Origin of the sequence: Spirillospora sp. CA-108201, from assembly GCF_050936235.1 — a bacterium.
GTDB lineage: Bacteria > Actinomycetota > Actinomycetes > Streptosporangiales > Streptosporangiaceae > Spirillospora.
In genome coordinates this window covers 1-24,057 of record NZ_JBNJNE010000003.1, presented here as the reverse complement: position 1 = coordinate 24,057, position 24,057 = coordinate 1, and the positions used below count along the sequence as shown (strand labels likewise).

At 73.9% G+C, this 24,057-nt stretch carries 32 protein-coding genes; 5 read left to right on the top strand and 27 right to left on the bottom strand.

Going from position 1 to position 24,057, the window contains the following annotated elements; genetic code table 11:
- Positions 1-107: 107 nt before the first annotated feature.
- Entirely contained in the window at positions 108-350 is a 243-nt protein-coding gene (locus ACQEU6_RS46365; protein ID WP_499340753.1) for a hypothetical protein, read from the top strand.
- A gap of 24 nt (positions 351-374) precedes the next feature.
- Here ACQEU6_RS46365 and ACQEU6_RS46360 read toward each other — a convergent pair whose 3' ends face one another.
- The 20 genes from ACQEU6_RS46360 to ACQEU6_RS46265 all read right to left on the bottom strand — a co-directional run bounded on the left by ACQEU6_RS46360 (position 375) and on the right by ACQEU6_RS46265 (position 14,810).
- Positions 375-686, bottom strand: a complete 312-nt coding sequence (locus tag ACQEU6_RS46360) for a hypothetical protein (protein ID WP_499340751.1) — start codon at positions 684-686, stop codon at positions 375-377.
- 114 nt (positions 687-800) lie between these two features.
- A complete protein-coding gene (locus tag ACQEU6_RS46355) occupies positions 801-1,043 on the bottom strand; it encodes a hypothetical protein (protein WP_499340749.1) in 243 nt (80 codons plus the stop codon).
- Between the two features lie 931 nt (positions 1,044-1,974).
- Positions 1,975-4,437 (bottom strand): relaxase/mobilization nuclease domain-containing protein, encoded by a 2,463-nt coding sequence (locus ACQEU6_RS46350; RefSeq protein ID WP_499340747.1) that lies wholly within the window; start codon positions 4,435-4,437, stop codon positions 1,975-1,977.
- Complete coding sequence (locus ACQEU6_RS46345; RefSeq protein WP_499340745.1) at positions 4,434-4,994, bottom strand: plasmid mobilization protein; 561 nt, start codon at positions 4,992-4,994, stop codon at positions 4,434-4,436. Before ACQEU6_RS46345 ends, ACQEU6_RS46350 begins: the two co-directional genes overlap by 4 nt.
- A 503-nt stretch (positions 4,995-5,497) precedes the next feature.
- Positions 5,498-6,034 carry an NUDIX hydrolase gene (locus tag ACQEU6_RS46340; RefSeq protein ID WP_499340743.1) on the bottom strand — a complete coding sequence of 179 codons (537 nt, stop codon included), beginning with the start codon at positions 6,032-6,034 and terminating at the stop codon, positions 5,498-5,500.
- A gap of 36 nt (positions 6,035-6,070) precedes the next feature.
- Positions 6,071-6,223, bottom strand: a complete 153-nt coding sequence (locus tag ACQEU6_RS46335) for a hypothetical protein (RefSeq protein WP_499340741.1) — start codon at positions 6,221-6,223, stop codon at positions 6,071-6,073.
- An 89-nt stretch (positions 6,224-6,312) separates the two neighbouring features.
- Complete coding sequence (locus ACQEU6_RS46330) at positions 6,313-6,564, bottom strand: hypothetical protein (protein ID WP_499340739.1); 252 nt, start codon at positions 6,562-6,564, stop codon at positions 6,313-6,315.
- Between the two features lie 22 nt (positions 6,565-6,586).
- Positions 6,587-8,500 carry an FtsK/SpoIIIE domain-containing protein gene (locus tag ACQEU6_RS46325; protein WP_499340738.1) on the bottom strand — a complete coding sequence of 638 codons (1,914 nt, stop codon included), beginning with the start codon at positions 8,498-8,500 and terminating at the stop codon, positions 6,587-6,589.
- A 110-nt stretch (positions 8,501-8,610) separates the two neighbouring features.
- Positions 8,611-9,600 (bottom strand): hypothetical protein, encoded by a 990-nt coding sequence (locus ACQEU6_RS46320; protein ID WP_499340736.1) that lies wholly within the window; start codon positions 9,598-9,600, stop codon positions 8,611-8,613.
- 4 nt (positions 9,601-9,604) lie between these two features.
- A complete protein-coding gene (locus ACQEU6_RS46315; protein ID WP_499340735.1) occupies positions 9,605-10,033 on the bottom strand; it encodes a hypothetical protein in 429 nt (142 codons plus the stop codon).
- Between the two features lie 22 nt (positions 10,034-10,055).
- A complete protein-coding gene (locus ACQEU6_RS46310) occupies positions 10,056-10,760 on the bottom strand; it encodes a hypothetical protein (RefSeq protein WP_499340734.1) in 705 nt (234 codons plus the stop codon).
- Entirely contained in the window at positions 10,760-11,194 is a 435-nt protein-coding gene (locus tag ACQEU6_RS46305) for a hypothetical protein (RefSeq protein WP_499340733.1), read from the bottom strand. Before ACQEU6_RS46305 ends, ACQEU6_RS46310 begins: the two co-directional genes overlap by 1 nt.
- On the bottom strand, positions 11,194-11,493 hold the full coding sequence (locus ACQEU6_RS46300; RefSeq protein ID WP_499340732.1) for a hypothetical protein: 300 nt from the start codon (positions 11,491-11,493) through the stop codon (positions 11,194-11,196). The genes ACQEU6_RS46305 and ACQEU6_RS46300 overlap by 1 nt, the downstream gene beginning before the upstream one ends.
- Complete coding sequence (locus tag ACQEU6_RS46295) at positions 11,493-12,932, bottom strand: hypothetical protein (protein WP_499340731.1); 1,440 nt, start codon at positions 12,930-12,932, stop codon at positions 11,493-11,495. The genes ACQEU6_RS46300 and ACQEU6_RS46295 overlap by 1 nt, the downstream gene beginning before the upstream one ends.
- Entirely contained in the window at positions 12,932-13,177 is a 246-nt protein-coding gene (locus ACQEU6_RS46290; RefSeq protein ID WP_499340730.1) for a hypothetical protein, read from the bottom strand. Before ACQEU6_RS46290 ends, ACQEU6_RS46295 begins: the two co-directional genes overlap by 1 nt.
- Entirely contained in the window at positions 13,174-13,626 is a 453-nt protein-coding gene (locus ACQEU6_RS46285) for a transcriptional regulator (protein ID WP_499340729.1), read from the bottom strand. The genes ACQEU6_RS46290 and ACQEU6_RS46285 overlap by 4 nt, the downstream gene beginning before the upstream one ends.
- Positions 13,626-14,033, bottom strand: a complete 408-nt coding sequence (locus tag ACQEU6_RS46280; protein WP_499340728.1) for a hypothetical protein — start codon at positions 14,031-14,033, stop codon at positions 13,626-13,628. The genes ACQEU6_RS46285 and ACQEU6_RS46280 overlap by 1 nt, the downstream gene beginning before the upstream one ends.
- A complete protein-coding gene (locus ACQEU6_RS46275) occupies positions 14,033-14,374 on the bottom strand; it encodes a hypothetical protein (protein ID WP_499340727.1) in 342 nt (113 codons plus the stop codon). Before ACQEU6_RS46275 ends, ACQEU6_RS46280 begins: the two co-directional genes overlap by 1 nt.
- Positions 14,374-14,583, bottom strand: coding sequence for a hypothetical protein (locus tag ACQEU6_RS46270; protein WP_499340725.1), 210 nt, complete (start codon positions 14,581-14,583; stop codon positions 14,374-14,376). The genes ACQEU6_RS46275 and ACQEU6_RS46270 overlap by 1 nt, the downstream gene beginning before the upstream one ends.
- A complete protein-coding gene (locus tag ACQEU6_RS46265) occupies positions 14,580-14,810 on the bottom strand; it encodes a hypothetical protein (protein WP_499340723.1) in 231 nt (76 codons plus the stop codon). Before ACQEU6_RS46265 ends, ACQEU6_RS46270 begins: the two co-directional genes overlap by 4 nt.
- Before the next feature lie 189 nt (positions 14,811-14,999).
- Between ACQEU6_RS46265 and ACQEU6_RS46260 the strand changes: the two genes are divergently transcribed.
- The 3 genes from ACQEU6_RS46260 (at position 15,000) to ACQEU6_RS46250 (ending at position 18,555) form a co-directional block, all read left to right on the top strand.
- Positions 15,000-15,761, top strand: coding sequence for a GntR family transcriptional regulator (locus tag ACQEU6_RS46260; RefSeq protein WP_499340721.1), 762 nt, complete (start codon positions 15,000-15,002; stop codon positions 15,759-15,761).
- Between the two features lie 191 nt (positions 15,762-15,952).
- Positions 15,953-17,146, top strand: a complete 1,194-nt coding sequence (locus ACQEU6_RS46255) for a hypothetical protein (protein ID WP_499340720.1) — start codon at positions 15,953-15,955, stop codon at positions 17,144-17,146.
- Between the two features lie 11 nt (positions 17,147-17,157).
- Complete coding sequence (locus ACQEU6_RS46250; RefSeq protein WP_499340718.1) at positions 17,158-18,555, top strand: replicative DNA helicase; 1,398 nt, start codon at positions 17,158-17,160, stop codon at positions 18,553-18,555.
- 173 nt (positions 18,556-18,728) lie between these two features.
- On the opposite strand, the gene ACQEU6_RS46245 is transcribed toward ACQEU6_RS46250, so the two are convergent.
- The 3 genes from ACQEU6_RS46245 to ACQEU6_RS46235 all read right to left on the bottom strand — a co-directional run bounded on the left by ACQEU6_RS46245 (position 18,729) and on the right by ACQEU6_RS46235 (position 20,291).
- Positions 18,729-18,935, bottom strand: coding sequence for a hypothetical protein (locus ACQEU6_RS46245; RefSeq protein ID WP_499340716.1), 207 nt, complete (start codon positions 18,933-18,935; stop codon positions 18,729-18,731).
- 121 nt (positions 18,936-19,056) lie between these two features.
- Positions 19,057-19,341: a hypothetical protein gene (locus tag ACQEU6_RS46240; RefSeq protein ID WP_499340715.1), complete on the bottom strand. Its 285-nt coding sequence runs from the start codon at positions 19,339-19,341 to the stop codon at positions 19,057-19,059.
- Between the two features lie 134 nt (positions 19,342-19,475).
- The gene (locus ACQEU6_RS46235) at positions 19,476-20,291 is read right to left on the bottom strand and encodes a ParA family protein (protein WP_499340714.1); all 816 of its coding nucleotides are present in this window, start codon (positions 20,289-20,291) and stop codon (positions 19,476-19,478) included.
- 172 nt (positions 20,292-20,463) lie between these two features.
- On the opposite strand from ACQEU6_RS46235, the gene ACQEU6_RS46230 reads away from it, so the two are divergent.
- Positions 20,464-20,688, top strand: a complete 225-nt coding sequence (locus ACQEU6_RS46230) for a hypothetical protein (protein ID WP_499340712.1) — start codon at positions 20,464-20,466, stop codon at positions 20,686-20,688.
- 239 nt (positions 20,689-20,927) lie between these two features.
- Here ACQEU6_RS46230 and ACQEU6_RS46225 read toward each other — a convergent pair whose 3' ends face one another.
- The 4 genes from ACQEU6_RS46225 to ACQEU6_RS46210 form a co-directional block, all read right to left on the bottom strand.
- The gene (locus tag ACQEU6_RS46225; RefSeq protein WP_499340711.1) at positions 20,928-22,256 is read right to left on the bottom strand and encodes a RapZ C-terminal domain-containing protein; all 1,329 of its coding nucleotides are present in this window, start codon (positions 22,254-22,256) and stop codon (positions 20,928-20,930) included.
- Between the two features lie 88 nt (positions 22,257-22,344).
- Complete coding sequence (locus ACQEU6_RS46220) at positions 22,345-23,133, bottom strand: hypothetical protein (protein WP_499340709.1); 789 nt, start codon at positions 23,131-23,133, stop codon at positions 22,345-22,347.
- 119 nt (positions 23,134-23,252) lie between these two features.
- The gene (locus ACQEU6_RS46215; RefSeq protein ID WP_499340707.1) at positions 23,253-23,771 is read right to left on the bottom strand and encodes a hypothetical protein; all 519 of its coding nucleotides are present in this window, start codon (positions 23,769-23,771) and stop codon (positions 23,253-23,255) included.
- On the bottom strand, positions 23,768-24,057 hold a 290-nt coding region (locus tag ACQEU6_RS46210; protein WP_499340705.1), incomplete at its 5' end, for a helix-turn-helix domain-containing protein. The genes ACQEU6_RS46210 and ACQEU6_RS46215, both read right to left, overlap by 4 nt.

Sequence of the window (24,057 nt, the reverse complement as noted above, 5' to 3'; positions counted from 1 at the left end):
CCCCGGTCCCCCTTCGGGACCTCTACGAGCCGACCGGCCCGGCCGCCTCGCCGAGGCCCTCGACCACCACTCCCCCACCGTCGTCACGAGACGCCATGATGGGCGGCATGGGGTGGAGTCTGCTTTCCCTCGTGGTGCTGCTGGTGGCGTTCGGGTTCGGAGCGCCGTTCCTGCTGCGCGGCGGCGGGATGCTCCGGCGGCGCGGCACCATCCGCTTCAAAGTGCGGGGCGGCGGGCCGGGCGCCGGCGCCGTCCTGGTCCTGGCGCTGCTTCGCCGCGCCGATACGGTCGCGTTCGTCCTGGCCACGGCGGCGATGCTGGTCTTGGTCGTACTCAACGCGCGTGCTTGACCGCCCGGCCGTGCCAGGACGCGGTCACGACGTCTCGATGCCCAGCGCCTTGACGATCGCCCCGGCCAGCGCGGGCAGGATCCCGGGGAAGTAGAAGATGACCGAGATCGCGATGGCCAGCACGATGAACTGCACGAAGCGGGTGATCTCCCGGGTGAACAGGAAGAAGATCGCCACGATGCCCACGATCACCAGGAACAGCGGGCCGAAGAACGACCGTAGCCACGTCGCCAGGCCGTCGGTGTCCGGCTCCCCCGGCTTGGGGGAAGGGGACGGCGCCGCCAGGATCACCCTGACGGCCAGACTGTTGGCGAGGTTGATCACGCCGGTGAACATGGTTGGGCCCTTTCCAGATCGCCCGGTACTGACAGGCCACTCTCACACGGCCGGGGGCGATTTGCTCGCATCTCCGCCCGGCCGGGCGGACAAACCCGAAACGCCCCGGCCGGGTCAGCGCTCGACGGAGCCCTGCCGAGCGGCCGCCAGGCGCGTCTCGGGCCGGGACCTCGTGCTCACGATGATCCGCTCACTGGCCCCCAGGACGGCCAGACCGATCCCGTAGGCGAACCCTGCCGTGAACCTGACCGTGAGATCACCGGTCACCACGAACGTCAGGGCGACGGCGGCCGCGCCGAGCGCCAGCAGCACCCACCGGGCCCGCACCATCGAGTCATCCCGCCACCGTCTCGCCATCGCCTGATCCTCCCTCTCGCGTGTACCGGGACCATTGTGGGCCGCCAGCCGTATCCGGCAAAGCGCATCAGGCCAGGAGCGGGCGAGCCGTCGGCGGCCGTGTGATGACCATGTCCGTTGGGCATCGTCCGGGCATGGCCGTGCCCCGGTGCCAGTGGCAGGACTGCCGGCGCCCGCTGCCGATCCTGGCCCGCAAGGGGCAGCGGTTCTGCTCAGCCTCGTGCCGAGCCGCATCCTGGAGGTTCTGGCACGTTCGCCGGCCCCGGGCGGTCGCGGAGGCCAGGGCACTGCTGGCCGGGACCGATCCGGTCTGTCCCGTGTGCGGTGGCCTGGTCCGCACGGCCGGGCGCAGGATTGACGCCCGCTACTGCGGCCCGGCCTGCAGAACCAGGGCATGGCGCGCCCGCCGCGTGACGGCTGACCGAACGCGGTGACGGAACGGTGAACGCCGCTGGTGTGTTGACCTGCCTAGACAGCGGCCGGAGGGCCGTCCGAACGGCAACACCCAACAGCAACGGCCGCCGAGACGATCCGAATGAGGGAAGGCGGCCTCGGGCGCGGCAGGCCGCGCCCGCTTCCCGGGCCTGCCGGGCCCGAGGCCGCCGCGGCTGTCGGGGCCGAGACACGGGGCGCGCCGGCGACCGGTCCCCGCGCCGGGGATGATGCGCGGCCCGTAGCCATCTCGGGATGTCCCGCGCACGGCCTGAGCCAGTCGTTATGGTCCGCACGCAGATGGCTTGCCCAAGGGCCCCCGGGTTTCTGGGGGTTAGTTGGGTCGCGGGTCCGCTCCGGGGAGCTGTAGGGGCACCTCTCGGCCCTGGCGCCTTAACTCCTCCGAGCCATCTCACTGTCTTAACTCTTCGCAGCTCAGCCGGTGGGTTAGGTCGCGGCGGGTGGCGAGTGAATTCCCTAACCCTGCCGCCGTGGCCGGCTAACGGCCGAGCCCTCCGCCTCGTCCGCGGCCGGGCCCCTGATCGGGGCCGTGGTGGCGGTGCGGGTCGCTCCGGCGCGGCGCTGCTTGGGGTTGGGCGGCGGCGTGCTGCAGGCGTTGCTGCTTTTCGTGGTCGGCGCGGTCGGCCGGGAGGGTGGCGCGAGTGGCCTGTTCGGTGCGCAGCTCGGTGAGTTGCTGGCGTGCCTGTGCGGCGTTGACGGGGCCGCGCATCCGGGTGGAGGTGCGGAGGATGCGGCGGGCGGCGCGGGTCTCGGCGGTCAGCCCGGCCGCCCGGTCGGGCGCGGTGTCGACGTCGGCGGCGATCGCCGCGGCGAGGTGCTCGGGCCAGTTGGCGGTCAGGTCGGTGTGCTCGGCGGTGGCGGCGCCGTCCCGCCAGGCCGACCGGGCGGGCGGGCCTTGGTCGCCGCTGAACGGGGCGGCGGCCTGCAGGGCGAGGTCGGCCAGGCGGGTGCGGGCTTTGTGTTCGGCGGTGGTCGCGGCGGCGAGACGGTCACGGGCGGCGGCCTGGTCTTGGGCGAGCTGGGCTCGGCTGGTTCCGTGCGCGCGCAGCGCCAGGCGGCCGCAGTCGGTGAGCGGGGCCAGCTCGGCCAGCCGGGCCCAGGCGGCTTCCTGATCGGCCAGGGCGGCGGCGAGCCGGGTCCGGGCTGCGGGCAACTCGGTCTCGGCGGCGGCCGCGGCGGCGAGCGCGGCGGCCCGGTCGCGCAGCCGGGAGGCGGCCGGGCCTTCGCCGGCGTGGGCCTGCTGCAGCAGGACGTCGCCGCGGGCCTCGACCTCGGTGAAGCGGGCCAGTTCGGCGGCGGCGTGGTCGGCCTGGCGGCGCAGGGCGGCGTCGCCGGCGGCGCCGTGGGGGCGACGCTGCCAGGGTGGTACGGCAGTGGCCACGTGGGCGCGGACGGCGGTCCGGCAGCGCCTGGATCCGGTGTGCAGAACGGCGGCCTGTCGGTGGTGGTGCTGGTGGGCGTGCCATGCCTGGATGAGGCGGACCACGGCGAGTAGGGCCAGGGCCAGCGCGGCGATCGCCACCGCGACCGCGGCGTCCTCGGCCGTGCCGCCGCGGCGGGTGGCGGTGCGGACGAACCGGGCGACCTCGGCCAGATCTGATCGCACAGGGGCCCGGAGATGGTGAGCGCCGTGGTGAGCGCCATGGTGGGCGTGGGTGTGCGGGGAGCGGGGTGTCTGTGCTGACCACGCCAGCGTGTATGCGGCGGCCGCCAGCTCGTCGGCCAGTTCGCCGTCGTCGACGTGGTCGGCCAGCAGGCTCAGCAGCCCGGCGGTATCGGACGCGGCCGCCGCCCATCCCGCGAGGTCGCCGTGCGGCAGGTCGTCCAGGGCGCGGGCAGCGGCGCCGACACGGCCTGCGGCCTGCTGCCACTGTCCAGCGTCTTGCCCGGCGGGCTCGTCGACGGATGGTGCGGCATCGAGGCGCGCGGGGTCGCCCGTGCGGGCGGGACCGCTGGTGGCGAGGTCGTTTGCGTGCTGCCAGGCGGGCAGCGCGCCGGGCGGCGTCGCCTTGGGCGTCGTGGTCCACCGGGCGCGCAGCCGGGGCAGGGACAGGTCGGCGGCGAGTTTCCCGCCGCCGTACCAGATCGGCCCCGCCTGCCCGGTGCCGTCGGCAGGGAGCGCGGCGGAGTACCCGACGACCTGGCCGTGGTCGCCTCGGCCGTAGCGGGGACGGAGCCAGATCCCGACGTCCAACGCGGCCTGGACGAACTCGGCCTCGGCGCTGGCGGCGGTCGCGGCGGCGCGGACCTTGCGGGCCAGCGTGACGGTCTCGGGGACAGCCGTGCCCACGTCATCGCCGACGTTACGGCCCTGCGCGCGGGTCTTGGTGGCGTGGCGGTGGGCGCGGGCTGCGCGTTCTGTGGCGGCGCGGGTGTAGCCGGGCATCCCGCGACCGGGCCGGCCCTCGACGACGTGCAGCCCGAACTGGCGTTCCAGTTCAGCGCACACCCGCGACATGGCCATGCGGTCGCGGCCCGGGCGGGCCACCCGGCCGTCCTCGCGGACCAGGTTGACCGCCAGGTGGATGTGGTCATTGCCCTTGGCGGAGGGGCCGTGGTGGACGGCGATCCACCGGCAGCCCGCCCGGCCGCTGCCCTCGTCGGGGTCGAATCCCAGCCGGCGGATCGCGGTCCGGGCGGCCTGGCCCCACTGCCCGTCGGTGAGCGTCTCGCCGGGAGGCAGTGAGATCGCGCAGTGCCAGACCCACCCCTCGGGCGGGACCACTCCGGCCAGCCGGCGGTGGGCGTCCAGATCCAGGGCCAGGTCCAGGATCTGCGCACGATGCTCGGGGCGGTCCAGCCGGGTCCCGTCGGCGATGTCCAAGGTGTCGGCGGCCGCGATGATCCGCTGGCCGGTGTGCTCGTTGGAGTCGCCGGGCCCGAACAGGTAGCGGACCAGGCCGCCGATGCTGTGCCCGTGCTTCATGATCTTGTTGTTCATCGGCGGCGGCTCTCCAGCGGGGAGACCACCGCGTCCACCCGGACGACCAGCCGCATCACCGCGTCCATGGTCGCCTCCACCGCCCCCTTGGCCGGGGCCCTGCCGGAGTTGGCGGCCGCCGCGAGCTGGTTGAGGTTCGCGCCGACCCTCGTCAGCAGCCGTCGCACCTTGCCCAACTCGTTCACCAGCGCCCGCCGCTCGACCACCGAGAACCCGCCGCCGCCCTCCAGCGACCGCAGCATGGTCTCGGCGACCAGGTTCGGCACCGTCATCCCGGCCGCGGCCGCCGCCTCGGCGACGCGTTCGGCCTCCGCCGCGGTGAACCGCACCTTGCACTGCGCCCGGCGGCCGCCAGCCACCCGGCGCCGCCGCACCGGCCGCGGCGGGTCGACGACGGCGGTGTCCTCAGCGCCGTCCACCCCATCGGACACCCCGAGCCTCCCCCAGCTGGCCGCCGTCCCCGCGATCCAGGGGACGGGCTGATCACCCGACGACGGTAGGCGGGTGATCACCTCGGGCGTCAAGCCCGAGACAACGATCAGGTACCTGATCGCCATCTTGCTCTGTGCTAGATCGTCTGCGAGTCCGGTTCGGTACGGCGCCCGTGGCGCATGCAAGCGCCCCGGCCGGGGAACCGCCCGCCGGCCTGCGCTCTCTTCCTTCGTCCTCACGCTGTCGCTCGCCGCTATCGCCGCGGCCGTCCATAACCCAGCTCTGAAGACACCAGAAGAGGGCCGCTCCCCGGCGTCGGGGAAGCGGCCCTCTTCGGTGTTGGGGTCAGCGCCGGGGCGCGGGGACCTTGCCGGTCCCGGAACAGCCCGGGCAGACCAGCGTGCCGGATCGGCCTTCGCTGTCTGCGTAGCCCTGACGCGGGTTGCCGTTGCAGGTCGGGCAGGTGGTGTCAGGCATTGCTGTCTCCCTGGGCTGTGGGCCTACTTGTTGCATGGCGTGGTGTGGGTGTGGCCGCTCGGGCATCGCCACACGTCACGGGAGAGGCCCGTGCCGCCTTCTCTGCCGTTCCACCGGGTGCAGCGGCGGCAGGTCGGGCAGGGCCGGCCGTTCATGCCTCGGCCTCGATGAGCCGGGCCTGCACGGCGCGCAGGTCGTCCTGACCGAGCACGGCGTATCCGGTCTCGTGCATCCAGCGCACCCAGACCGGCTCCAGGCCCGGCATGGTGCGCCAGTCGCCGGCGTCCACTCGGCCCAGGGCGCGCTGCACGGTCCAGGCGGCGAGGGCGCGTATCTCGGATCCGGTCGCGAACCGCAGGCCGACCATGGAGCCGTCCGCACTGCCGGGGCTGCCGGTGGCGGTGGCGCGGTAGACCTCCCACATGTGGCCGGGGCCGTTGGGCCCGTCGCCGCGCCTGCACCGGTTGGGCCGGTAGCCGCCGCACACGTACTCCAGCGCGGTGACGTGCAGCCCGGTCTCCTCCCGGACCTCGGCGACCGCCGCGTCCCGGTAGGAGCTGTGGGCGTCCCACACGTGGCCGGCGACCGGCGCCTGCCCGGCGCCGTCCGCGCGGGTGCCGATCAGCACCCGGTCGAGCCCGTCGGTGACCAGCACACCGACCGAGGCCCCGTCGCACTTCTTGCCCATGGTGATCTCTCCTTGTCGTGTCGGGGGGCTGTCCGGTCAGCGGCCGCCGCCGTGGGAGCACTTGCGCGAGCCGCCGCAAGCGGGGCAGGTGCCGCCGCCGGGCACGGTGCCGCCGCCTCCGCAGGTGGAGCAGCCGGGGCAGGAGCAGGCCGATGTGACGGGGCCGGAGATCAGGGCGATGATGTGCATTGGGTCGTGTCCTTCCTCAGAGCGGTTGGTTTTGCGATCCGGGCCCTGCCGCGTGTGTGCTCACGTGGCGGGGCCGCCTGGTCTGGTGTTCAGGCGCTGTCGGCGGCGAGGTTGTCGGGGTTGGACCACATCGGTCCGGTCTGCTCCCAGACGACGTGGACCTCGACCTCGTAGCCGGAGGCCATGCGGGCGACGCGGACCGCCTTGCCGGCGCGTGCGGCGCGGACGGTCCCACGCCTGCCGGTGTCCTGGAGGTGCCTCACTGCGGTGCCGGGACGGAACTGTTCCTCAAGGTCGCGGGCCGCCTGTTCGGCGGCGGCCCTGTTGGAGATGCGGGACATGGGTTCCTCCTTCGGTTGGGGTTCAGGCGTTGGTGTGGAGCTCGGCGAGGGCGGTCTTGGCCTGCCGCCAGGTCATGCCGGTGGCGCGGGCGATCTCGGCGGGGTCGGCGGGGGTGCCGTCGTCGAGCGCGGTGCGGGCGCGGGCGGCCAGCTCCCCGGGCGGCGGCGCGTCGCCGGCGGCGGGCTCGGTCCGGGTCTTGGCGGCGTCCAGGTGCTTGCGGGTGAGTGCGTCCAGGCGGACCTCGGTCTGCCCGGTGGCGCACGCGTAGGGGTCCTCGACCCACAGGGTGCGGGACCGGATCGCGCGGGCGGTGGTGACGTAGCACAGGCCCTGGGTGGGCGACCCGTCGGGCCACTCCAGCGGGAGGGTGTGCAGCGGTTCGGGCAGCGCGACGTTGCCGACCATGCCGCCGCTGACCCGCTCCCCGGTGCGCAGCGCGATGACGTTGCCGCCCTTGCACATGTCGCGGATCACCGAGCTGCCGCCGAGCTGGGACACCGACGCCTGCTGCGTGGCCAGGATCACTGAGAAGGCGACCTTGCGGCCCATCTGCGTGATGATCTCCACCAGGCGGCGGATCTGCTTGCCGTGGTCGGCGTCCATCAGCAGCCGGTGCGCCTCGTCGATGATGATCGCGATGCCGGGCATGTCGGGCGTCGGGTCGACCGAGTTGCGGCCGACGCGGGCGCGGCCGTGCTTGTCGGTCCAGCGGACCTTGCGGAGCTGGTCGAACCGCGCGTCCATCGCCGCGACGAGCCGCTCCAGCAGCTCGATGGCCTCCTCAATGGTGGTGGCCTGGTAGGGGACGTGGGGGATCCAGTCGGGCAGGCTCATCCCGCCGGACCCGTCGATGATCACCGGGATGAGGCGGTCGGACATGGCGATCTCCGACAGCACCAGGTCCAGCGCCGCGGACTTGCCCGAGCCGGTGGTGCCGGCGATGAGTCCGTGGCACATGCCCGCGCCCGGCCACCACAGCCGCCAGGGCAGGTGCTCGCCGTCGGCGGTGACCGCCGCGGGGAAGGTGCCCTCGGCCGGGTCCAGGCCCGGCCCGGCCCACTTGGTGACCTTCTCCAGCGGGCTGGTGGTCAGCACGGTGAGGCGGGCCCGGTAGACCGGCGCGCCGTGCACGGGCTCGGCCAGCACCCGCCCGTCACCCAGGTCGAACACGCTGGCGATGGTGGCCAGGCAGCCGGTGACCTTCTCCCAGTGCTCGCCGCGCGGCAGGTCCACGGTCGCGGTCCACCCGTAGCCGATCTCGGCGATGTCGCTGATCTTGGAGCCGGGCAGGGCGCGGCCCTGGGCTGCCAGGTAGGTGCCCCACCGCACGGTGCGCCAGTCCGGCGCCGCCGGCGCCTCCGGCGCGGGCGCGGCGTCCTGGACCGCCTGTTCGGCGGTCACGTCGGGGGTCCGCTCGGAGTGCCGGATCCACCACGGCAGCGCCAGCACGCCGCCTCCCAGCCACAGCAGCGCCTGCAGGTGGTCGGCGCCGACTGCGGCGGCGGCGGCCTGCCAGGACATCGAGGCGGTGCAGGCGACCGCGGCGTAGGCGCGGCTCCACCGCCCCAGGCGGCTGCGCCCGACCGCGTAGGCGATGCCGGTCGCGGCGCCGGTCGCCGCGAGCACGCCCACCGCGGCGGCGCCGTCGGCGGCGGCCGCCGCCGACCCGGCCGCCTGCGTCGCGGCGAGCGCCGCGATCGGCGCGAGCTGGCGCCGGTAGCGGACCACCAGCCGCCGCGCCTCCCGGTGCGCCTGGTCCAGCGGCGCCGGCGTCTCCTCCGCCTCCTCCTGGTCCTCGGCCGCCGCGGCGTCGGCCGCCCGGGCGGCCCTGTCCTTGGCAGCCTTCGCCTTGGCGGATTCGGCCTTGGCGGATTCGGCCTTGGTGTGCTGCGCGGTCTTGGCCTTGGCAGTCTTGCGCGTCCTGGTGCTGGTCACGATCGCCCTTTCCAGTTCGGAAACCCCGGAGGTTGCGGGGCGGTAGGTTCCGTGACCGGTCCGCGAGCTTGTGAGCGCGCGCGGGCCGGCCACGCAGCCGACCGGCCCGCTTACAGGTCGTCGTACCAGTCGGTCTCGGCGATCTGGCCGGAGCCGCCCGCGCCGGCGATCGCGGCCGCGACCGGCTCGTGCTTGTCCTGGGCGTGCTTGAGGGTGTGCTCGACCGCCTGGACGGCGGCCTGCAGGTGGTCGTCGACGTCGCAGACGCCGCTGGTGGTCTCCGAGTCGACCTTGCGCGACACCAGCGTGTCGCCGAGGTCGGTGACCACGTCCGACACCTGCTGCAGCAGCGCCTTGATCTCGTTCAGCGCGGTGATGGTGGAGCCGTAGCCCTCGCCGTCGCCGCCGGACATCCCGCTGGTGAGCTGAGCCATATCGCCGTTCCTCTCATTGGTGGTGAAGTCGCCGACGACCTCGGCGTCGATGACCTCGGGCTCGGGCTTGTCGGCCCGGTCCTGGAAGGGGGCGGTGAAGTCCCCGCTTGTGTCGCCGCCCGTGTTCGGGGGGCGGTCCTCGGCCGGGCCGGGGCCGTTGGTGGGCCTGCGGGTGGGGCGGCAGTCGCAGGCGGCCGGGTCGGGCAGCAGCGTGCCGCAGCGCGGGCACGGCTCGACCGTCACCGCGTCGTCGGCCAGGCGCTCCCCGGCGTCCTCGGCGCCGGCGGCGCGGCCGCGCTCGTAGGCGTCGTGCTCGCCGCGCTTGCGGGCGGCGCGGGAGGCGGCCTTCTCCTTGCCGATCCGGTAGCCGTCCCGGGCTCCGAGGCGGGCGCCGTCGCGGGCGCCGACCACGCCCGCGCCCACGGCGCTGACGGTCGCGGCCGCCGCCCACCCGGTGGCCCACACCCACCACAGCGGGTCGCTGGGGCCGTACCGGCGGGCGGTCTCCAGCCGCTCGGCCCGCGCCTCCCGCGCCTCCTGGCGGCGCTGGCGGGCCTCGTCGCGGCGGTCGGCGACCCGCTGCCGCGCCTCGGCGCCGCGGGCCTTTGATTCGTCCCAGGCCCGCGTGACGATGTGCGCGACGATCAGCGCGATGATGATGGTCATCGGGTCAGCCGCCGATCATCGTGCCCAGGCCGGTCTCCCCGGCCTGCGCGATCGAGTCGAACAGGCCCAGGCCCTGCGCGGCCAGCGGCCCCGAGGCCACCATCGCCAGGATCGGCAGCAGCACCAGGCCGGTCTTGGCGATCCCGTCGGGGCGCTTGTCCTTGAGGTCCAGGGCGGTGCCCACCAGCAGCAGCAGCCCCACGACCCCGGCCATCAGCGCGGCCGACGCGCCGAACCAGCCGCCGATCAGGCCCAGGACCGCGCCGAACAGGCGCGCCCCAAAGATCCCGATGACGGTGTTGGCCAGCGCCGCAGCGCAGACCAGCAGCATCGCCGGGCGCAGGAACCAGGCCTTGGTCGCCCAGTTCCCGGTGAGCTTGCGGCCCAGGACGAAGTACAGCCCGCCGGCGGCGATCGCGACAGCGAAGTCCATGACAGATCTCCTTCGTGAAGGTTCAGAGGTAGAGGGCGGCCGCGATGACGCCCGCCAGGATGAGGAGCCGGGTGGGGTGGTCCAGTAGCCACAGCGCGCACATCAGCACCGCCCGCACCGCCAGCGCCGGGTAGCCGTAGATCCAGCCCGCCCACCGCAGCAGCGGCATGCCGCCCGACCACTCGGCGCGCTGCAGCCGGACCGCGCTGTCGCGCAGCGCCGGCGGACGGGCCCGGTACACCGACCCGTCCAGCGCCTGGCTGACCGTGGTCGAGGCCTCGGCCCACCAGACCTGGGCGGCCTCGGCCAGCGCCGCCGGCACCAGCTCGCCCCGTCCGGGCCCCTCGCCCGGCTCGGCGGCGTCCTGGTCCTTGGGGAACAGCGGCACCACCTCGCCGCCAGGCCCGCCGCCGGCATCGGCGTCGGCCTCGACGACGGCGCCGGTTTCGGCGGGCGGCGCTGAGACGTCCTCAGCCGCGCCGGGCCCCTCGGCGGGGCCGCCGTCGCGGGCCGTGCCCTGCCCGCCGCCGTGCGGCGGCGTGGCCGCCTTCTGGGGGCGGTTTTCGGTGTCTTTACGCGTACGCGTGCGAGGGCGATCGCGCTCGTCCGGGCGCCTCTCCGGCTTTCCGAACGACGCCGGGACCTGCCCCGCGTCCGCACCCTCGGCGGGGCCGGCGTCGCGGTCGGGGCGGCGGTCGGGGCTCTGGAAGGGGTTGGCGATCGGCATCACCGACCACCTCCGATCCGGGCCGCCTCGGCCGCCAGCTCGCCCGCGTAGAAGTCGCGGAGCCGGTCCCGGTCGCTCTCGGGCAGCCGGGCGATCGCCGACCGCAGCACCATCAGGGCGCTGGACAGCCGCGCCGCCTCGGTGCCGCCGGCGGTCAGCTTCGCCTCGTGCAGCCGCCGCGACGCCTCGGGCAGCGCCGCCCGCCCCATCACCTGCCGGGCGTGCTCGGCGACCTCGGCCGCCGCCTGCTTGGCAGCGCCCGCGCCGCGGGCGTGCGCGGCCGCCGAGGTCAGGAAGGCCGCCGCCGCGGCCAGCCGCTCCTCAGCGGTCCGCGCCCGCTGCAGCCGCTCGGCGTGCCAGGCCGCCCGGCGGGCCGCGCTGCGCTCCCGCCTGCGTACCGGCCGTCCACCAGGCCGCGCACCGCGCGTGGCCATCACCGCACCTCCATCTCGTCCAGGTCGAACAGGCCCAGCTGCCCCGCGCACAGCGCGCACCGCTCGCCCGGCAGCATCCGGTGCGCCTTGAGCTGGGTGCACTGCTGGCCGCGCGGCACGTCCGACGCCTCACGCAGGTGGTCGTCGCGGTCGCCGTTGGCCTGGCGGCACGTCGGCCGCCCCAGGCCCTCCACGCCGCACGAGCACTTCATGCGCCACTCGGTCCGGCCGCTCTGGCCGCTCTTGCGCTTGCCGACGTGCACGAAGTGCCGCACCGTCACCTCCGGCGTCGCCGCCATCACCGGCCGCCTCCGTCCAGCGGGCGGCGACGCAGGGCGCGCAGGGCGCGGCGGTGTCGTTTCACCGTCGACACGTCCAGCCCCAGCGCGTGCGCGATGCGAGGGTTGGTGGCGGAGGGGTGGTCGTCCAGGTAGTCGGCGATCCGCCCCCGCGTCGCCGCGCCCGCCGCGCGCCGCGCCTCGGCCGCCCGCTCGGTCCGCCCGGACCGGTCAGGGTCGATTTGACCCCCCTCGCGGGAGATCGCGCCGCCGTCGATGCGCCCCCCGCCGTCCAGGGAGTCGTCCCGGGAGTCGTCGGGGCCGTCGTCCGGCTCGTGCTCGGGCAGGTCCCGGGCCGCGCCGGACGGCCCGCCGTCGGACACCGGGGCCGCAGGCGGCGCCGCGCCCTCCTCCGGCGGTTCCTGGCTGGCCAGCCACGCCGACAGCTCGTCCACGCCCGTGCGGGCCGCGTCCGCGACCGGGTCGGTCTCGCCCGGCTCCTGGTGGTCGACGTCGTCCAGGCCCTCGTCGGCCGGGGCTTCGTCAGCGGCGTCGTCGGAGGCGTCCTCACGCGTACGCGTGCGAGGGCGATCGCGCTCGTCCGGGCGCCTCTCCACCGCCGCGGCGTCGTCGGGCCGGGCCTCGATGCGGCGGGTGCCGGCGGGGGCGAGGTCGTCGGTGTCCAGGGCGTCGGTGGTGAGGGAGAACAGGTCCTCGCCCATCGCCGTCGCCCGGATCGTGTCCTCGGCCTCGTCCGAGACTTCCTTGACCCGCTTCTGCATCGCCGCGGCGCTGCGGTCGGCGACCACGCACGCCAGCACGCTGAACGCGGCCGCGCCCAGCGCGCACGCCGCGCCGAGCGCGTTCTTGGTGCCCAGGTTCGCGGCGATCGAGATCAGCAGCGGCACCGTCATCAGCGCCCACAGCGTCCGCTTCTGCCAGCCATCGCCCAGCTCGCCGCGATGCTCGGCCAGGTGCGCCCGGTAGCTGATCGCCGCCGTGGCCAGCCCGGTCAGCCCGACCTCGGCCACGTACCCGGTGCCGCCCGGCGCGTGCAGCACCCCGGCGGCGGCCTCGACGCCCATCGCCGACCCGGCCGCCAGCACCACGCTGGCCGCCAGCGACAGCCGCGCGTACACCTTCCGCCCGGCGTGCAGCGCCCGCACCGACCGCGCCGGCGACGCCGCGTGCCGCGCCAGCGCGATCGCCGCCAGGGTCTCCTCCGCCTCGGCCGCGCGCCGGTCGGCCACCCGGTGCCTACGCAGCAGCCGCGCGTGCTCGGCGTCCAACGCCCGGGTCAACTGCTCACCGCGCAGAACGTCCGCGTGGCCCCGCGTCGCGGGGTTCAGCCGCGGGTCGGCCAGGCGCGCCTGCCCCTCGATCGCCGCCAGCGCCGCCGCCTGCGCGGTCTGGGCCTGGACGGCCGCCACCACGTCCAGCTCGGTGTCCTTGCGTCCCATCACCGGCCACCCCCCAGAGCGGCCGCGCCGGCGACCCGGTTGGGCTCGGCGGAGAAGAACACCACTGGCAGGCCGGCGGACTCCGGGGGGACCTGCGCGAGCATCCACTCGTACATCTGGGCCCGGCTCACACCCACGGCGAAGGCCATGACGGCGGTGACGGTCCTGGTGCTCAGGCCCTGCCCGTTGAAGCCCTGCACGGTCAGGATGATGAAGAACTCGATCAGCTTGTCCGGCTCGTTCATGCCGCACCTCCGATGCTGAGAATCAGGGCGGCGATGAACAGCCACCCGACATGCCAGGACTGGTCAAGGGCGTAAGAGCCCACCCCCACCGGCGCCGCCGCGGGGTCGCCGAGCTGCGCGAAGCCGCCCTTGCCGACCCGGGCCGCCAGGGCCTGCAGCGTGAATCTGCGATCGGCCCAGTAGTGCGAGGCCGCGTCCACGGCCAGGCCCACACCCACCGCCCACGGCGCCAGATGCACACCCGTCACCACCACCACCAGCAGCAGCGCGACCGCCTTCGTCGCGGTCAGCGACGCCACGTGCAGGCCGCACAGCAGCCGGCCGCGACGGTCCCGCGCGTCCTTCCCGCACGCCTGGTGGTGCGTCTGCACCCAGTGGTCGCCGACCTCGTGGGCGGCGTACAGCGCGGCGAACACCACCGCGAACACCAACGGGTCACCGATCCCCATCACCGGCCACCCCCCAGCAGCCAGCGCCGCCTCGGCCGCACCGGCTCCGGCTTACGCAGCGCGGCGCTGATCTCGGCCAGCTCGGTGCACACCTCGCTGACCTCGCCGATCAGCTCCACCGCGTTCGTGTCGAGCACCCGCTCGATCTCGGTCACCCGCGAGCCCAGCTCGCCCAGCACCGACTCCAGCGTCTTGGTCAGGTCCCGGACCGCCGCCGCCACCTGGGCGATCTCAGCCCGCGTCGCCGGGATCTCCTCGGCCACCGCCAGCACCGCGTGCCCAGACGCGACCTGCGCGTCCCGCACCGCCGACAGCCCCACCTCGCTGAACGTGGGGACCCTGGCCGCCCCCACCAGCAGGTCACGCGCCCGCTCCGCCGCCGCCGGCGTCGTCTGCGTCTCCCGCATCACCGGCCACCGCCCCGGCGCCACAGCACCCGCCACGGGATGTCCCGGCAGTCCGGGCAGGAGTGCGTCATGCCCCCGGGCATCTCGCCCTCGCCCACCCAGTGGTCGACCGTCTCGCAGGACGTCCCGAACCGGTCGCACAGCGACAGGAACACCTGCCCGTACACGCCGACCGCGATCGCCAGCACCAGCAGCCAGTCCAGCCCCGCCACCACGGCGGCGCTGCCCACAGCGGCCATCGCCAGCACCGACGGCTCCGGCAGCAGCGACACCACCGCCCGCGTCCGCGGACGCGGCGGCATCAGCTCGTTCTCCCACTCGTGGGACGTGATCCGGCGCATCACCGGCCACCCCCGTCCCGGGCGGACCGGGCGCTGTGCACGCCCACCAGCAGCGACGTCAGCGGCGCCAGAACGCTCAGCGCCAGCCGCGCCGGACCGCCCTCCATCAGGACCCCGGCCACGACCGACGCCCCGAACAAGGCGAAGGCCGTGAGGATGCCCGCACGGACGGCGTCGCCCGTGACCGCGTCTCCCTCCTGCCAGCTCACGCCGCCACCGCCTCGGCGTACTCGTCGGCCTCGTACTCGGCCAGGAGGTCGTCGAGGATGTCCGCCGCCGCCAGACGGCGCGCCTCGCACTCCTCCGCCGACTCGTCCGGCGCGGGCACCCACAGCGCCGGCGTCATCCGCTCCAGCGCCCACGCCAGCGGCGCCACATCGAGCCCGGCCACCGCCTCACCCATCACGGGGTCCGGGGCCGTCATCATGGAACTCATCGGGCCAGCTCTCCTTCCAAGGGTCCTGGTTGGTCCGACCGCGGCCTCCGGCGCTCCATCGCCGGGGGCCGCTTGACGTTGATCAAGCTTCGCTATGTACTATGTACTACGTACTTCGCGAACGCAAGAAGGCCAACAGGGAAAAGTGGCGGAGACGCTACGTACTACGAGCTAGGTAGGGTGCCCAGCATGAGCAACACGGCCCGCGGGCAGTACCGCGAGGTCGCGGACCGGATCCGCGACTCCATCGAGCAGGGCGCGTATCAACGCGGCGAGCTGCTGCCCACCGAAGACCAGCTCGCGGACCGCCTCGGAGTACACCGAGCAACGGTGAACAAGGCGCTGAAAGTGCTTCTTGCTGAGGGGCTCGTCCGCGTGCACCGAGGAAAGGGGACCTACGTGACCGAGATTCCGGTGATCCATCGCGCGGCTGTCGGCAGGCAGCGCCGCGAGACCCGCGAGGCCAGCCAAGCCCGGGGGGCCTTCGATGCCGAACTACGCGCACTCGGACTGACTCCGCGGTCCGACGTAACTCCTGAGCGGACGTCGGCAACTGCCGAGGTCGCCGAGACGCTGGAGATCGACGAAGGGGCCGAAGTTTTGGCGCGGCGACGCACGATGTTCGCCAACGACGTCCCTGTGCAGCTGGCCGTCTCGTACATCCCATGGTCGATCGCCGACGGCACTCCACTGGCCGAGGCAGACCCTGGACCGGGTGGCGCCTACTCCCGCCTAGAGGAACTTGGGCACGCACCGGCCGTCTTCACGGAGACGCTCAAAGTGCGGCCGCCCGATGCCCACGAAGCGGACAAGCTGAAGCTGTCCCCGGACCAGCGAGTCATCGCTGTCACCCGGGTGGCGCGCACCTCGGCAGGGCGGGCGGTCGAGGTGAACAACATCGTGCTCCCCGCTCATCAGTGGGAGCTCAGCTACGAATGGCCCGCCGACTAGCCAGTCCAAACGGCGGACCGGCAATAACCGCCTGTCACCTTAGGGTCGCACCAAAGCGAAGGGCCGGGAGTTCCCGCTCCCGGCCCCTCAAAGTCGCTTCACCACTGCCAGCAGAGAAGGACGTTCAGTATGAGAGTACCCAATGCGGGTGACAGGCCCTGTGACACCTCCGCCACTGGCGGGGATGCCCGGTGACGACAGCGCCGCAGCATGACGAGTCCGAGGGGCAGGACGAGCGGTTCAGGGCCGCGCGGGGACGGAGCAGCGGCCCGTTCGTGATCGTGCCGTTGTGGGTGATGCTGAACGCATCGGCGAAGGCCCGCGCGTTGTACGAGGCACTCGCCGCGCACCGGGACTGGTGGGCGACCGGCCAACTGGTCGAGGACGTCGAGTGGACCGCGCTGGCGAAGTTGATCGACGTCAAGGACCGCAAGGCGCTCCGCAGGTACCTCCAGGAGCTGGCCAAGCTCGGCGCGATCGAAATCCACCGGTCCACCACGGATGGGGGCATGCGCGGCGCCAACGTCTACGTGATCCACGACGTCGCGCCGGACGGATTCAAGCTGCCCAAGACGCTCGGCGAGTACTACGCCCGGGAGCGAGAAACCGCAGCTCAGGCCGATGGGGCGTCAACGCCCCATCGGAGCAACCAGGGCAAAGCCACCAAAGCCCCCAACGGTGGAACCGGCAAAGGGGACAAAAACAGTGTTCCCGCAGGTCGCTCCGATGGGGTCTCAGGACCCCATGCATGGGGTCCTGACGCCCCATCCGATGGGGTCTCCACGCCTCCTCCTCCTTATAAGAAGGGGGTTCGTAAGAACCCCCCCTCCAGTCCCCCCAGTCACACGGGTTCCGCGAGCGCGGGGACCGAGGTCGAGGACGCGCCTTCGGCGCGGGGGGAGGGGGAACTTCCCAAGGAGACGAGCCGAGTGCGGGAGGGTGCGGCGGGTGCGGCGCGGCGGGTTCCGCCGCCGCGAGCGGGTGCCGACGACGTCGGCGGGCGCTCCGGAGACGACCTGGGGGTGGCCCGCGAGTTGCTGGCGGGGTTGCCGTCGCCGGTGACGCCGGGGGCCCGGACGGTGCGGGATCTGGCGCCCGCGGTGGCGGCCGCGCTGGCTGCCGGGTGGGCGCCGGAGTTGCTGGCGGAGCGTCTGACGGTGGATCTGCCCGCGCGGGTGCACAGCGCGCGTGCGTTGCTGTCGCACCGGTTGGCGGATCTGCCGCCGGAGCCGCCCGCGTCGCCGGCGGCAGGCCGGGTGTACGGGCCGCGGTGCGGTGATCCCCGGCACGACCTGCGGGCGCCGGAGGGGGACCGGTACCTGTACGAGGGCGTCGACGTGATCGGTCTGTGCGTGTGCGCCCGCCCGCTCGTCCCGGCCTCGTGAGGAGATCTGGCATGCCTGAGCAGAGTGCGGAGCCGGGGCTGCGCGCGGTCCCTGATGACGCCGATGGTGCTGAGCTGCGCACGCCGCCGCATGACCTGGACGCCGAGCGGGGCGTGCTCGGCGGGCTGATGCTGGCGCCCGGCACGATCGATGAGGTGGCCGCGCTGATCGGGCCGGTGGACTTCTACCGGCCCGCGCACGGTGTGGTGTTCGAGGCGATCCTGCAGCTGCACCGCCGGGGCGAGCCCGCCGACGCGGTGACCGTCAACGGCGAGCTCGCCCGCCTGGGCGAGAGCGCCCGGACCGGCGGTGCCCCGTACCTGCACACGCTGATCCAGACGGTTCCCACGGCGGCGAACGCGACGTACTACGCGCAGTTGGTGCGGGAGGCCAGCGACCTTCGCCGGGCGATCCAGGTCGGCACGGCGATCGTGCAGCGCGCGCACGGCGGTGTGCCCGCCGGGGAGCTGATCCCGTGGGCTCAGGAGGAGCTGCTGCGTCAGGAGTCGGCCCCGGCCGACGTCCCGGACCTGCTGCAGGCCGCCGATGAGGGGTTCGACTGGCTGGGCACCGATCCGGCCGACGACCCGGCCCGCATCGCCGTCCCCTACATCGATCTGGACCCGGTGCTGGAAGGTCTCCAGCCCGGCCAGCTCATCGTGATCGGGGCCCGGCCGGCGGTCGGCAAGAGCGTGGTGGCGCTGGACATCGCCCGGCACGCCGCGCTCCGGCAGGGCGCCTCGACGTACTTCGCATCGGTGGAGATGCAGCGCCGCGAGGTGCTGCTGCGCCTGGTGGCCGCCGAGGGGCGCATCCCGCTGAACGTGCTGCGCGGCCGCCAGTTGCGGGAGGAGGACTGGCAGCGGGCGGTGAAGGTCCGCGAGCGGATCGCCGCCTCCCCGGGCCTGCTGATCGACGACTGCGAGCACGTCACGGTCGACACCATCCGGGCCGGTCTGCGCCGGATGGCCCACCGCGCCGAGATCGGCCCGGCCCGGCTGCTGGTGGTCGACTACCTGCAGCTGCTCAAGGGCGTCGGCGGCGGCCGCCGCGGCTTTGAGAACCGGCAGACCGAGGTCGCCGACATCTCCCGCAACCTCAAGCTGCTGGCCCGCGAGTTCGAGATCCCCGTCGTGGCGCTGTCGCAGCTCAACCGCGCGTCCGAGGCCCGCTCGGACAAGAAGCCGACCATGGCCGACATGCGCGAGAGCGGCGCGATCGAACAGGACAGCGACGTGGTGATGCTGCTGCACCGCGAGGACGTCACCGAGAAGGAGTCGCCCCGGTCGGGCGAGATGGACATCATCGTGGCCAAGAACCGCAACGGCCCCACCACCACCGTCCCCGTCGCCTTCCAGGGCCATTACGCTCGCGCCGCGAACCTGGGGACCGCTCTCGGCCCACGATGATCACGGGAGGCGCTGTGCGGGCCGCACAGCGCCGAACCGCCCCCGACCGGCATCCGTCGTCGGGGGCGATGTTGCGCGGGCCGCACGCGCCCGCTGCGGCCCGCGGCGGTGCGGGCGGTGTGCGGACGCCGACCGGAAACCGCACGCGGGCTTTACATTGTCAAGTCACAGGGTTAGATCTTCACTCCGTGGACCCGCCACTCGTGCAGGTGGTCCTGGCTGACCTGCCCGGCGTGCAGCGTCGCGGTCACCAGCGCCAGGGCCGCGTGCGCCTGGGCCTCGTCGATCTTGCGGGCGCGCTGGGTCTCGTCCCGCTCGTGACGGGCCTCCTCCAGGAGCTGCTGCGCTTCCTTGTAGTGCTGGGGTCCGCTCATCGCCATGCGGGCAGTGTGCCCGCACGGGTGCGGGTCCGCGAGGGCCGGCACCCCGGGCCGGGACGCCAGGCGCCCGCACGAGCGCGACCGCACTCGCACGCGTACGCGAGGCGCGCTCCCCTCGCCGCTACCGGTCGCTGCTGCCGGGGTCGAGGTCGCGCAGGAGCTCTGCGCGGAGCGCGGCGACGATCTGATCGGTCTGCGCGGCGCCGGCGGCGATGATGGCGCCGATCGCCTCGTGCCGATCGACGCGGCCTCCGAGCGCGGACCGGATCCGGGCCACCGCATCGTCCAGCGCCGAGACCGTGTCGGCGGCGAGGTAGTAGGTCTTGCGGGTCTTCCCGGCCGGTTCCTGCCGTCGCCTCGGACCCGCCTCCGACGCTGGTGTGACAGGGGTATGAGACGTGTACACCTGTGTGTGAGTCGCCTCATCGGCGGGTGTACCTGTGTCGGAGTCGTCTCGGAGGCGGCTGCCGAGGACGTCCCGGGCGGCCTGGGCGGTTTCCGCAGCGCCCTTGGGCGGCCCGATCGGCTTCTTGCGTGCGCTCATGCGGTCACCGGCGCGGCCGCGCCGCCCTCGGCGCTGTCGGTGCCGCTGGTGAGCTGGCGGGCGAGTTCCCGGAACGAGGCGGCCGAGGCGGAGTCCGGCGCGTACTCCACCACCGGCAGGCCCTCCCGCCACGCCTCCCGGACCGTGGCCAGGTCCTTGATGACGGCCAGGATCGGCAGCGGCATCGTCTTCAGCGTCTCCAGCGTGCTGGTGACGATCTGGCCGCGCCGCTTGTCGAACAGGTTGACCACCATCCCCACCAGGTCGACCTGGACGCGCAGCTCGGACTCCAGGGTGGCGATCTGTTCCAGCAGCAACCGGAGCGCGCGCAGCGCCGAGTCCTCCGACTGCACCGGGACCAAGCCCTGCCCGGCGGCCACCAGGGCGTTGTCGGTGAGCACCCCCAGGGACGGCTGGCAGTCGATCAGGCAAACGTCGAAGCGGTCGAGGCTCGCCACGACCTTCAGGACGCGTTCCAGGCGCCACTCCACGCCGCGCATCCGGTACAGCTCCCGCTCCAGCAGGAACATGTCGATGTTGGTCGGGATGACGTCGATCCGCTCCCGCCACGGCGCGATGATCCGCTCCACGTCCTCGGCCGCGACCTTGTCCGCGTCCATCAGCAGCGTCTTGGCCAGCGTCGCCGGCGGCGTCGCCTCCGCCACCCCACACGCCTCAGTCAGGTGCCCCTGCGGATCCAGGTCCACCAGCAGCACCCGATACCCCATCTCGGCGAGCGCGCCGCCGAGGTTCACCGTGGTGGACGTCTTGCCGACGCCACCCTTCTGGTTGATCACCGCCAGGATGTCCATCCCGCGACCGTACGCTCCGGGGGCCGCTCACACCCAGCTCACACACGGGGACACCCAGATAAGAGCAGGGTTTGACACAGGTATGAGTTGTAGCGGAGGCGAGTATGAGTCAGGTATGAGGCAGGTCCAACCGCTCGGGAAGGGTCCCCCCAGCCTGGATAGGGTCCGGGCCGTGAATGTAGATCAGGAGATCCGTGCCCGCGCCGTGGAACTGGCCGCTCGTGCGCTGGCGGCGCTGTATCCGAACGAGGAGTTGGCCAACCACCCGGCTGCGATCACGGACGATGTGCTGTCGTTGGCGCCGTACATGGCCGACTACATCAGGTCCGGCGAGTACGACCGCAAGTCGCTGCTGCGGCACTGCCCCGGAGGGGATCTGAACCAAAGTCCGGTCTGATCCACAACCCGGACGCACCCGGGCCTGTCGGCGGGTGCGCGGGTGTTGACCGTTGCCTATTGCGATGGGCAACGGTCAACACCTTGCGCCGGGGATCGGGGTGTTGCTAGGAGGCGGTTATCGCAGGGGCCTACCGGCTCCGGCCGGGTAGGCGGGCCCCTCTGCCCCCGGTAGGCCCCGGGGTAGGTGCCGGTGACCTGCGAGGTAGTGGGGGTAGAGGGGCCCGACGGATCGGTCTGTCAGTCGTCGTCGGCGGTCAGGGCGAGGTGGGCCAGCGCGGTGGCCAGCAGCGGCCGGTGCGCCGGGTACAGGACGCCGCCGAGGTCGACGAGCGCGGCGTCCAGGCCGTCCAGGCTGGTGGTGAGGGGGAGCCAGGCGGCGTCGGCCGCGTCGTCGCCGGCGTCGGCCGGGACGACGCCCGGCAGCCGGAACAGCGCCGCGGTGGTCGCGACCCACGCGTGGTCGCTCTGGCGGGGGTCGGCCACCAGGGTGCGGGCCAGGACGAGCGGGGCGAGTCCGGCCAGGTCGATGCCGGTCTCCTCCGCCAGCTCCCGGATCAGGGCGGCCGGCTCGCTTTCCCCGTGCTCGACCATGCCGCCGGGCAGGGCCCATGCTCCGCAGTCGGAGCGGCGGATCAGCAGCACCCGCCGGTGGTGTCCGGCGCCGGCGACCACGATCGAGTCGACCGCCCGGTTCTCGCCCCACTTGCCGAGGTTGCGGCCGATCCTGCCGGTGCGGCCGCCCGGGTGCAGGGGGCGGCCCTGGCCGTCCAGTCCGTAGGGGATGAGCGCGGCGGAGCGGCGGTGGGCCAGATCGGGCAGCGCGGCCGGGCCGGTCGCGGGCTCGGCCCACCCGGCGGCGACCGACGCGTCCAGCCCAGAGCCGGGCTGCAGCTCGGGCGGGGTGATGTCCACCGGGGCGTAGGAGTCCCACGGCACCGACCACGACCGCAGATGCTCGGGCATGACCGGCGGCAGTCCGGCGAGCGGGTCGGGCCGCTCGGCGACGGGCTTGTCCAGGTCCCGGTGGACCAGCGCGACGTCCAGGGCATGGGTCTCGGCCAGGGACGTGGCCAGCAGGTCGCCCACGGTGGCGGCGCGGTGGCGGCCGCCGGCGCATCCCACCGCGACCGTGACGGGCCCGGCCGAGGGCCCGGCCAGGTAGGCCAGCACCGCGTCCTCGGCGGCGTGCAGCAGCGGCAGGATGCCGGGGGTGGTCCGCACCGCCTCGTGCACGGCCATGTCGCGGGCGGTCAGGTTGCGCAGCTCGGGCCGCACGTGCGGGTCACGGAAGTGGACGCGCAGGTCCAGGGTGATGTGCGCGGGCGGCGGCGCGTCGTGCAGGTACCCGAACGTGGTGATCGTGACCTCGCGGACCGCCGCGGCGGCGGTGGCGTACTGCCGCCAGTTGATGCGGGCGGTGCGGACGGCGTCCTCGGCCTCGCGCAGCGCCGCGCCGGTCAGGTGCGGGTTCGCGGCCAGGCGGGTCTCGGCGTCGGTGACGGCCTTCTCTAGGCGCCGCAGCTCGGCGCTCGTCTCATGGCTCGTCTGGTGGTTCGTCTCGTGCATGATCTACACAGGTCCTTTCCAGGTCAGCTCTGGTGAGGGCACAGGGCTCCGGGAGGCGTTGCCGCGCCTGCTGGGGCCCGTTTGCGTGTCAGGGGCCGGTGACCACCTCCTGCAGCCGCTTCACGGCGGCGTCGGCGCGGGCGGGCAGGTAGGGCGGGCGTGCCCGCACCACGGCGGCGGCGGCCGCCGCCAGCTCGTCGTGCGGGCCGTCTCCGGACGCTGCGGCGTGCGCGGCAGCCAGGGCCTCCAGCGCGTCGGCGAAGGACGGCCCGGGAACGCCGGGGACGTCCTGCAGGACGTCCTGGGGGACGCCGGGCGCGTCCCGGACGTCGGTCAGGACGTCCTCGACGGCGTCGAACAGGTCGTCCGCGTCGATCGTGTCGGCCGCCGGGGTGTCGCCGTGATTCGTCGCCGAGGCCTTCGCCGCGGTGTTCGCGACGATCCCGCCGGGCGATTCGTCGTCGCGGCCGCGGGACGCCGGCGCGCGACGAACCACCGCGCGGGCGCGGCGGTAGTCGGCGACATGGGCCGCGTGCGCGTCGGCCAGCTCGGCGACGCGTGTCGCGGCGGCCGCCAGGCGGCGGGCCGCACCGGCGACGTCGCCCTCCCACCGGTGTCCGGACATCAGCGCGTCCTCCAGGGCGCCCACATCGCCCGGGTCGCACATCGCGATGACGGCCTGGCCCAGGGCGCGGGCGGCATCCTGGACGTCGCCGTACCCGCCACCGGCGATCCGGTCCGACAGGTCCGCGGCCGCGCACTCGGCCCGGTCAGCGGCGGTCCGGGCCCGCCACGCCCGCTGACGGCACGCCTTGGAGCACCAGGTGGTGCGACGCCCCGGCAACCCGGTCCGGTCCGCGACCGGACCGCCGCACACCGGACACCCAGACGCCGCGTCGGACGTCAACGGGGCGACACCGGGCGAGTCCTGGACGCGCGAGGGCGACACGGCCACGCCAGGGTGGCCGTGTCTCATGGGGTGGGTCGGGTTCGTGGTCATGTCGCCCGGGTCATCGGTCGGTCTCCGTCGGTTTGGGGGCCGGTGGTCCCCCAAACGGTCACCGGGATGCCCTCGACGCTGACCGTGACCTCGACGTTCGTGATCTCGGGACGGCCGGGGAACGGGCTGACCTCGCGGACGTGCTGACCGTCGAACACGCGGGCGGTCTCGGCGATGAACGCGCGGATCTCGCCGAGGTCGCGCACGGCGATCTGCGCGCTCACCCGCACCGGGCCCAGGCCATCGACCATCCAGGCGGCGGCGTGGTCGTCGGTGTGGAGCGTCCAGGCGATCCCGGGGACCTCGCCGATCCGCGAGGCCAGCGCCGGCCGCAGTTGCGCGCCGATCACCTCGGCGATCGCCTCGGCCACGGCGTGGGCGGTCACGGTGGACAGCCGGTGGCATTCGTGCTGGCAGGCAGCGTCCGCGCAGTCCTCGCACGTCCGGTCGCGGGGCACGCCCAACTCGCCGACGCAGGCGTCTGAGATGTGGGCGGGGGTGTTCTCGTTGGTCATCGGTCGGTCCCTTCGGTCAGGCGGCGGCCGGGATGACCGGGGCCGGGGTCGAGGTGGCGGTAGACGGTCGCGCGGCCCACGCCGAAGGTCTCGGCGATCTGCTGGACGGTGTAGCGGCGCTTGCCGTCGTCGCCGCGCTCGTCGTACATCTGCCGGGCCTGGCGGACCTGCAGCTCGGTCATCGCGGCGGGGCGGCCGCCGACCCGGCCGCGGGCACGACCGGCCGCCAGGCCCTCGTTCGTGCCCTCCACGATCAGTTCGCGCTGGAACTCATCGATCGCGGCCA